Origin of the sequence: Kitasatospora griseola (assembly GCF_014648555.1) — a bacterium.
Lineage (GTDB): Bacteria > Actinomycetota > Actinomycetes > Streptomycetales > Streptomycetaceae > Kitasatospora > Kitasatospora griseola.
This window is the reverse complement of the sequence record NZ_BMRI01000063.1, coordinates 1-8,322: the sequence shown is the minus strand read 5'-3', so window position 1 is coordinate 8,322 and position 8,322 is coordinate 1. Positions and strand designations below refer to the sequence as shown.

Genomic DNA, 8,322 nt, shown 5'->3' with positions numbered 1-8,322 from the left:
AGCGGTCCCTGCTGCTGGCGCTGGACTTCGTCGGGGTGACGGAGGTGTTGCTTCAGCCGTTCCAGTTGGACTTTGAGCACCTCGGTGGGCGGGCGGCGCACGTTCCGGACTTCCTGGCGGTGATGCCGGACGGCGGGCGGCGGGTGCTGGACGTCCGGCCCGCCGGCCTGATCCGGGACGACGACCTGGTGAAGTTCGCCGCAACGAGGGAGGCTGCGGCGATCGCCGGGTGGCGCTACAGCGTGGTGGCGGGGTGGCGGCGGCACGTGCTGAGTGTGGTGGATGCGCTGTCGGCCCGACGGCGTCCGCGCTCGGACCGGCTCGGGCTGCAGCCGCTGCTGCTGGAGCTGGCCGCGCAAGGGCCGTTGCGGTTCGGCGATCTGGTCGATTCGACTCCCTGGCCGTTTCCGGCCCGGGCGGAGGCGGTCCATCTGCTCTGGCACCGCCGTCTCGGCGTCGACTTGGGGCGGCCGTTGGCCGACGACCCGCCTCCCGCAGCCACTGAACCGCGATGGCCTACGGGCACCCGCTCGCCGCGACCACCAAGTGGTGGGACACCCTCATCACCGCCGTCCCCGAAGACCTGCGCCGCGAGGACGGGCAGCGCACCTTCGGGCTGTTCGAACTCGCGGTCCGCCCCGCCTGGCGCCGCCGACACATCGCCACCCGCCTGCACACCGCCCTCACCGTCGCCGTCGCCAACGAGCGGATCATGCTCAACTCCCGCCCCGAGGCCACCGCCGCCCAAGCCGCCTACCGCGCCTGGGGCTACCGCTACGCCGGCACCAACATCCCCTGGAACGGCGCCGCGCCCCACCACATCCTGGTCCTCGACCTCCCGACCTGACCCCCGCCCGCCCCGAGGCACGGCTGTCGGACGGCCCAGGGCCGGGAACTCGTCCCGGGCATGCGGACCTGCCGGCTGGTCGAGGCCTGCTACCGGGCGCTCACCACTGTCGATCGGTACGCGAGGATCTCGCAGCTGGCAGCTCGCTCTCCGCCGGCCCGGACGAACCGGGCTGTAGAAGGCGCGAACGCGGCACTGGAAAAGTGCTTCCGGCACCCTCTTGACTGGCCGTCACCCATGCCCAGGGTGCTCACCGCTGGCCGTCCTGGGGATGGGGACCGAGGGCGGCTGCGGCCAGGGCCTGCACGGCCGGCGCCCAGCGCGCGATCAGATCCATCACGTCGGGTAGCTCAGCGGCGTAGGCGGTGAGGATGGTGCCGTCCTGATTGCCGGACAGGTCGATCGCGAAGCGGGGCACCATGCCGTAGCGGTGATAGACCGTCATCTCCAGCGGAAGCTCCGCTCCTGTCCACATCCTGCCCGCGTTCATGTTCGAGCTAGTCCACGGCTCGAACCCGGCCTTCAGCCCGGCGCCGCCGACATACCGCCACCCGCCCTCACAATCGGTGCGATGCGAGGAGCCTGCTCTACGGCGCGTCCTGGCGGCACGTCGGCCGGTGTGCTGAGGGAGAGAACCGGTTCGCCGGATACCCCGGCAGGTGTCGGGACAGACCCGTTGCCTGACCGCGATATACCGGGCAGGGTATGCAATCACCGTCACGGGTTGGTTTCAAGTGGAACCGTCAAGGGCCGGATTGGCGTAATGCGGTTCATTGGATCGGGCAGGATGTCCATCCATTGGATCTTGGAAGTGAAGGTCGGGCCGCGGGGGCGTCGACCGATTCACAGCCAGGGTCCCCATGTTCACCGCTACCCGTTTGGGGAAAATCAGCATGCGCTTCAACCGCCTGACCGTGGCCGCCGCCCTGGCCGCCTCCGCCCTCGCCCTCACCGCCTGCGAGCCGGACAGCTCCGGCACCGGTGCCGCCGCCCCGGCCTCCGCAGCCCCCTCCGCCACCGCGACCAGCATTGCGAACGGCGGCCAGAACCCCACCGCACCAGGCAACGCGGGCGCCGCATCTCCCAACCCCGCCGCCAGCACCGGTAAGCCCGCGGGCGGGACCTCCGCCAAGCCGACCGGCGCGCCCGCCGACGACTGCTCCCGGAAGGGCGGCGTGGTGGACGGCGGCGCCGTGGTCGAGGCCGTCGAAGCCACCGCCGGCGCGAAGTTCGTCCTGAGAGCCCGTCCGACCAAGTTCGTCTGCGGTCCGAACGTCCCCGGGGAGCCCTACTTCGAGGCCACCGGCAGCACCGAGACGTACGAGTTCGCCCCGGGCGCCAAGGCGTACGTCCTCAACCAGGCCAAGCCCGAGCAGGCCTCCGTCGACTTCCTCGTCAAGCTCGTCCAAGGCTGCAAGGGCAGCGCCCACACCGCGCCCGCCCCGTACCTCTGCTACGCGAACCAGTTCATCGTGCAGTTCGACCAGCAGGGCCGGATCACCTCCGCGACCCAGATGTACCGCGCCTGACCTCGGCACCCGCACCCTGCCGACAACGGACGACCACAAGCCGTCGCGGTCCGGAGCCCACACCAGACACCTCCGGCGCGGGCTCCGGACCAGGCCCGGCACCGCACTCCCCGGCCGGTCGGCCCTCTCAGCCCTGCCCCAGGGCGAAAACCCGCCTTCGGAGCGCGAGGAGACACAGGGGGCCGCCTGCTGCGCGACGACGAAGGCGCAGCGGATGTTGGTGCGGTGCAGGGCGTCGAGCACGGCGAGGTCGAGGTCGGCGATCGGCGACAGGGCGAGCCGGCCGGCGGAGTTCACCACGACGTCCACCCGCCGAACTCCCGCTCCGCGCGGTGGATGGCTGTCGGCCGAGCTGGCGCGCGATGCTGCTCGGCCTGGATCCGGCAGCCGACAAGTACGACCACGCTGTCGATACACCACCGACCCGGTCGCCGACCTCGGCCGCCAGCCGGACCGGCTGCGGCCCGACTGCTCGACACAGAGAACCGAGCCGGCCGCGCCCCTGGTGTTGCCTGGTTCGAAAGAGTGCTTGATTCACGCGCTCACCGTGTGCCGCGGCCGGTGCGGGGCGGCGGGGTGGCTTGCTGGAAGCATGATGAGAGCAACCGCCGCGCTGGCCGCGGCGCTGACCGCCGCCGCAGGCCTGACCCTTCCCGCGGCGGCCCGCCCCGACACCGCACCGACCGGCCGTACGGCCGCCGCACGGGCGGTGCCGGCCCCCACGGCAGACACCTCGGTCGTCACCGTACGGGTCGGCGGCGACCGCACCGGCCCCCGTACCGTCGGCCCGCTCGCCGGCGTGGAACTGGGCCTGTTCGCCGCGGAGTCCGACACCTCGCCGGTCAACACCAGCTGGGCCGAGTGCCTGTCCGACGCCGCCGGCGACTGCAGCTTCGTCGTCCCGGACACCGCCGCAGGCGGTGCGAACGCCGGCCGGAGCTTCTGGGTCAAGCAGCTCCCCGGCACCGCCCCCGCCGGCTGGTACGCCAACCCGGTCCTGCGCACCGGCCCCGGCAGCGGCAGCGGATCCATCGCCCAGACCTACGCCTTCCAAACGCCCGCACTGGCAGCCGACCAGACCTACTCCTCCACCGAGACCGGCCCGAACGGCTTCATGCTCAGCAACACCTACGGCACCAACTACCCGGCGTCCGGCGGCGTGTGGCAGAACTCGCGCACCAACCCGGAGCCCCCGGCAGGCTGCGGCATGGACGCGGCGATCCTCCTCGACCTCTCGGCCTCCGTGGGCTCCGCCCTCCCCCAGCTCAAGGCGGCGACCGACACCCTGGTGAACGCGCTGACCGGCACCCCCTCCCGGCTCGCACTGTTCTCCTTCGACCAGGCCTCGCCGTCCACGAGCGTGCCCGCCAACCACCCCGACCTGCACCCGGTCTCCACCCAGGCCGGCGCGGACGCGTTCAAACAGCTCTACGCCGACTGGACACTCGGCAAGGGCACCAACTGGGACCAGGGCCTGTGGGCGGTGGCCGAAGCCCCCGAGCACTACCAGGCCGTCTTCGTCATCACCGACGGCAACCCGACCCGCTTCGCCGACAACGCCCAGGGCGACGGCTCCAACACCCACTTCCGGGACGTCGAGAACGGCATCTTCTCCGCCAACGCCGTCAAGGCCGAGGACTCCCGGGTGATCGCACTCGGCGTCGGCCGCGGCGTCGAAGGCCTCTCCGGCCTCAACCTGCGCGCCATCTCCGGCCCCACCGGCTACGACGGCACCAACCTCACCACCGCCGACTACTTCCAGACCACCGACTTCGAGGCCGCCGGCCAACAGCTCCACGACTTCGTCCTCACCCGCTGCCGCGGCAGCATCTCCGTCGTCAAACAGCTCGTCCCCGCCACCACCACCGGCGAGGACACCACCGGCGCCACACCCGCCGGCGCCGGCTGGACCTTCGACGCGACCACCACCACCAGCGGCATCACCGGACTGCCCGCCACCGAGACCACCACCGACGACGGCACCGGCTCCGTCGCCTTCCAACCCACCTTCACCGCCACCACCAGCGGACAGATCACCGTCCAGGAACAGCAGCACAGCGGATACCAACTCGTCACCCCGGGCGGACGCAACGCCACCTGCACCGACCTCGACACCGGACAACCCGTCGACACCGCCAACACCGGCACCCCCGCCGCACCCGGCTTCACCGTCGACCTCACCAGCACCGACGCCGTCAGCTGCATCCTCTACAACAGGCCCACCGCCACCGACACCGCCGACGTCACCGTCACCAAGAGCTGGCGCATCAACGGAATCGAATACGCAGAGGGCAGCCAGCCGGACGGCTTCACCGCCGACCTCACCCTCACCGGCCCCGGCACCGCCCCCGCCACCCCCCAACCCTGGGGCGTGCCCCGCACCGGCTACCAGGTCGGACAGACCGTCACCATCGACGAGACCACCAGCATCACCGACCGGCGCTGCGCCCTCGCCTTCGCCCTCATCACCACCCTCGACGACACCCGCACCGCGCTGCGCCTGCCCCGCACCGCACTGCTGACGGACCGTCACCTGACGGCCCACGTCACCAACGTCGTGCTGTGCGTCAAGCTCCCCGTCCCGCTCCCCACCCCGACCCCGACGCCCACACCGACCCCCACTCCCTCGCCCACGCCCACGCCGTGCCCGAGCCCCGAGCCGTCCCACACCTGGTCGCGCCCCTCCGGCGACGACCACGCGGCAGGCCGGCCCGACCCGCGCACCTGATCCCCCCTCGCGGGGGCCGGCCGGCAGCACCGGACGGCCCCCGTGGGCCATCCCCCCCCACGCTCCGCCAGGACACCGGGGAGCGTCTTTCGACGGCAGTCCGGACAAGACGCAGGTCGAGGCGCGACGCCCCAGTCGCCGCGGTCGTCGCAGCCCCGCTCCCGGTCGTGCAGGGCGTGCGGCAGGCCCTCCAGCGGGACACGGGCGTGGGTGGCGCCTTCGTAGCGTGCGGGCACTGTGCGTAGGGCGAAGTCCCGGGTACGGGCGCTCACCGAGCCCACCCCCTCCCCACCCGGCACCCGGCACCCGGCACCCGGCAATTGGTCAGCTGCGAGCCGCCTTCAGCCCCCGAATTGCGGCGCGGGCGGGTCCGGCACGGCGATCTTCCGGCCGCCGACGAGCACGACCGCGCGCCCCGCAGGCCGCAGAGGACGGCCCCGAGGACGGCTGACGTCCCCCCCGGCAACTGCGCATACCGGCACCGACCCACGGGTCCGCAGCGACACGGCCGCGTGTCCGCACTCCGGCGACGGAGAAGTCGGGGGCGCCGTGCGCGCAGGAAGCTCCGGCGGGACGCCGGCCGTGATGCCCGCCACGACGGCCGGCTCCACGCGCTCCCAGACGCCCCGGGGCAGCCGCAGCGACACGCCCCGGTCCCGGAGCGCTTCCGGCTCCGCCCGCACAGGTGCGCGAGCGGCCGCCGTTGCTCTCCTGCCACGGACAGGCCCGGGGGCGCCGTGCAGCTACCCGTGCTGGAGGATCATGAACTGCTCCGGGTTCGGAACGGAAACGAAACCCGCCTTGGAGTAGACCCCGTGGGCGTCGAGGGTGGCGAGAAGCACACGCTTGAGCCGGTAGGGGGCGAGATGGTCGCGGACGGCGCAGGCCATCCACGTGCCGAGCCCCTTCCCGCGGTGCGCGGGGGCGACGTACACGTCGCACAGCCACGCGAAGGTCGCCCGGTCGGTGACCACACGCGCGTAGGCGACCTGCGCCCCGGCCGGGTCGTAGACGGCGAAGTTCAGCGAGTCCCGCACCGACTGCTCGACCGTCCCCAGGCTGCGCCCCAGGGCCCAGAAGGCGTCGGTGGACAACCAGTGATGGACCAAGGCGATGTCGAGGCGTTCGGGCGCGGTGGAGAGCTCGTAGCCGTCCTGTCGGTGCTGACTCATGACAGCGGAGCCTATCGGCCGTCAGTTGGTTTTTCCAAGTGACTACTTGGAAAAACCAATCCGCTGCGAGGTGCCGCCGAGCGCGTTGCGGGCGCCGGCAGCGGTCCGCCGCAGAAATCTGGCGCCCACGGACCCCCGGACGGCTGCGGCGGAGCGCACCCCGCTGGTCCGGCGCGGTGACACCCTGCCGGTTCTGACTCGGCGTAACGGCACCACGGCGCGGACCCGGCGGGAGTCGAACGAGCCGGGCACGTCGACGCCGCTCCTGACCGGCGGGACCTTGCGAGCCCCGCCGCAGCACGGTGGAGGCCTCGCCCATGCCCGCATCCAGCCCGAGCCCGCCCCCGACCGGAGCCGCCTCTGCGGCCGGAGCACCTCGTGGCAGGAGTCCGACGGCCGGGTCCACGGGCGGTGCTGCCAGCCGATGCGGCCTTCGAAGACGAGCAGCTCAGGCCACTGGGTCGCCGCGCAGCGCGGGGTGTTCGCCGACCTGGAGCAGGAGCGACAGGAGGACTTGCTGACTGCGATCGGCATCGAGGAGGGCCCGGACGGCGCTGGCGACGCGGCCGCGGTGACGAGGGCACGGAAAGGCGTCCGGTGCGGGCCGGTCGAAGAAGGAGCCGGTCTCGCAGGCGGACCGGTTCGCGCTCGGGGCGGCCGCGCTCGCCCAGTTCGTCGCCCGGGAAGGCCGGGACAAGCCCGTCCCCCGGACCCACATGGAGGTTGCTGAAACGGATGGTGGTCGGCCCCGACGCGGTGGAAACCACCGAAACCCCGGTGAAGTTGGGGAACTCGATGGGCCCCCGGCTCGGTGAGCCCGGATCAGATCGCCGCCCTCGCTGGACACGGCCTGCTGCTCGAGTGGCCGGCGCGGTGCGCCCGCGAAACGGCCCGCCACCCTGCGGGGTGGCGGGCCTCGCTGGTGCTGCCGGAGGTGCCGGCCGCGGTCTGCCGTGGGCTAGATGTATTGACCCGCAGGGTTGTTGACGCGGGTGATCGGTGGCTGTCCTCCGAGTGCGGTGTGACAGCGATGGTAGTTGTAGGTGTGGAGGAAGTCGGGGAGCGCTTCGGCTCGTTCCTGGTTGCTCGTGTAGGGCCGCTGGTAGGCCCACTCGTCGAGCAGGGTTCGGTTGAAGCGCTCGACCTTGCCGTTGGTCTGCGGGCGGTAGGGGCGGGTGCGCTTGTGCGCGATGCCTGACGCCCGCAGGGTGTCGCGCCACAGACGTGACCGGTAGCAGGAGCCGTTGTCGGTCAGGACGCGTTCGACGGTGATGCCCAGCCCGGCGAAGAACCGTTCGGCCCGCTGCCAGAACCCGGCCGCGGTCTCCTGGCGCTCGTCGGGCAGGATCTCGCTGTAGGCGAGGCGGGTGTGGTCCTCGACGGCGGTATGGATGTGGCAGTAGCCGATTCTCGGTGTCCCGCTCGGGGTCCGCAGGCCGGTGGTGGCGTACCGGTTGCTTTCGCCGGACCGGCGGTCCATGACGCGGTGGCCGCCGCCGTCGGGGATGTTGCCGAGTTTCTTGATGTCGACGTGGACCAGTTCGCCGGGGCGTTCGCGTTCGTAGCGGCGGACGACCTGTCCGGTGGGCCGGTCCATCCACCGCAGCCGGTTGATGCCGTGTCGGGTCAGGACCCGGTGGACCGTGGAGGCCGGCATGCCGAGGACCGGCCCGATCCGGGCAGGACCGAGCTTGCGTTCGCGTCTCAGCCGGCAGACTTCCGCCTCGATCGTGTCCGCCGTGCGGTGCGGGGTGGTGCGGGGCCGGCTGGGACGGTCGTGCAGGCCCGACTCGCCCTCCTCGCACCAGCGGCGGACCCACTGTGGGCCGTGGTGCGGGAGACGCCCATCTCGGCGGCCACATGGGCGACAGGCCGTCCGGCCCGGACGCGTTCGACCAGGAGCCGCCTGCCGTGCACAGTCAGCCGGGCATTACGGTGGGACACGAAGACCTCCGTGTGTGGTGTGGAGCCTAAAGGCTGTCTCGTAACTCACCTGGCAGCATTGGGGCACGTGCCCTGCCGGTCATCCGGCGAGGGCGAGGTTGT

The 8,322-nt window shown here is 72.1% G+C and carries 5 protein-coding genes and 2 pseudogenes; 3 read left to right on the top strand and 4 right to left on the bottom strand.

The genetic code is table 11. The features are described 5' to 3' along the window. Nucleotides 1-511 precede the first annotated feature (511 nt). Nucleotides 512-847 carry a GNAT family N-acetyltransferase gene (locus tag IEZ12_RS36205; protein ID WP_189278513.1) on the top strand — a complete coding sequence of 112 codons (336 nt, stop codon included), beginning with the start codon at nt 512-514 and terminating at the stop codon, nt 845-847. A gap of 250 nt (nt 848-1,097) precedes the next feature. On the opposite strand, the gene IEZ12_RS36200 is transcribed toward IEZ12_RS36205, so the two are convergent. Then, entirely contained in the window at nt 1,098-1,292 is a 195-nt protein-coding gene (locus IEZ12_RS36200) for a hypothetical protein (protein WP_189278511.1), read from the bottom strand. 448 nt (nt 1,293-1,740) lie between these two features. Here IEZ12_RS36200 and IEZ12_RS36195 point away from each other — a divergent pair, with 448 nt between their 5' ends. Continuing rightward, nucleotides 1,741-2,376 (top strand): hypothetical protein, encoded by a 636-nt coding sequence (locus IEZ12_RS36195; protein WP_189278509.1) that lies wholly within the window; start codon nt 1,741-1,743, stop codon nt 2,374-2,376. Between the two features lie 180 nt (nt 2,377-2,556). Here the strand turns inward: IEZ12_RS36195 and IEZ12_RS39800 are convergent. After that, nucleotides 2,557-2,711: pseudogene (locus IEZ12_RS39800) on the bottom strand (3-ketoacyl-ACP reductase); the annotation flags it as partial. Between the two features lie 257 nt (nt 2,712-2,968). Here IEZ12_RS39800 and IEZ12_RS40305 point away from each other — a divergent pair. Further along, entirely contained in the window at nt 2,969-5,104 is a 2,136-nt protein-coding gene (locus IEZ12_RS40305) for a hypothetical protein (RefSeq protein WP_189278507.1), read from the top strand. A gap of 743 nt (nt 5,105-5,847) precedes the next feature. Here IEZ12_RS40305 and IEZ12_RS36185 read toward each other — a convergent pair. Then, nucleotides 5,848-6,276 (bottom strand): GNAT family N-acetyltransferase, encoded by a 429-nt coding sequence (locus IEZ12_RS36185; protein WP_189278506.1) that lies wholly within the window; start codon nt 6,274-6,276, stop codon nt 5,848-5,850. 958 nt (nt 6,277-7,234) lie between these two features. Next, a pseudogene (locus tag IEZ12_RS36180) lies at nt 7,235-8,220 on the bottom strand (IS481 family transposase). Nucleotides 8,221-8,322: the final 102 nt, after the last annotated feature.